Source organism: Actinospica acidithermotolerans (genome assembly GCF_018139625.1).
GTDB classification, from domain to species: Bacteria; Actinomycetota; Actinomycetes; order Streptomycetales; family Catenulisporaceae; genus Actinospica; species Actinospica acidithermotolerans.
Genome location: NZ_JAGSOH010000412.1, coordinates 1 through 386 on the forward strand (window position 1 = coordinate 1; position 386 = coordinate 386).

The window sequence follows — 386 nt, forward strand, 5'->3', positions numbered from 1 at the left end:
TTATTTTATTTATCAGCGGTAACCTTTACTGCTATAAGGTCTTATGATTATAATGTTAAATTTAGTTTACCAACTTTATTTGCAATTCCGTTAATTTTAGTTTTAACACATATAAAAATTTATAATACTCACAAACTTTCTGACAGAAAGAAAGCTTTTAAAATGTTTATGTTTATATTTAAAAAATATCCAGTAGCAGTCGCAATGTTCTTAACTATTATTGCTACAAACATAGCTGAACAAAATGTTCAATTATCGAATGGTGCAAACTATAGAAAAACGAATAGTCCACAACAGAAGAAACGTAAGAAATCCATTGATAAAGTCATAAAAAATAATACCTATGGGGAAATGCTTTGGGGCGTGTAGAAACCATATCTTAAATG

At 27.7% G+C, this 386-nt stretch carries 1 protein-coding gene; it reads left to right on the top strand.

Annotation, left to right across the window (positions count from 1 at the left end):
- On the top strand, positions 1-369 hold a 369-nt coding region (locus tag KDK95_RS39175; RefSeq protein WP_212522690.1), incomplete at its 5' end, for a hypothetical protein.
- Positions 370-386: the final 17 nt, after the last annotated feature.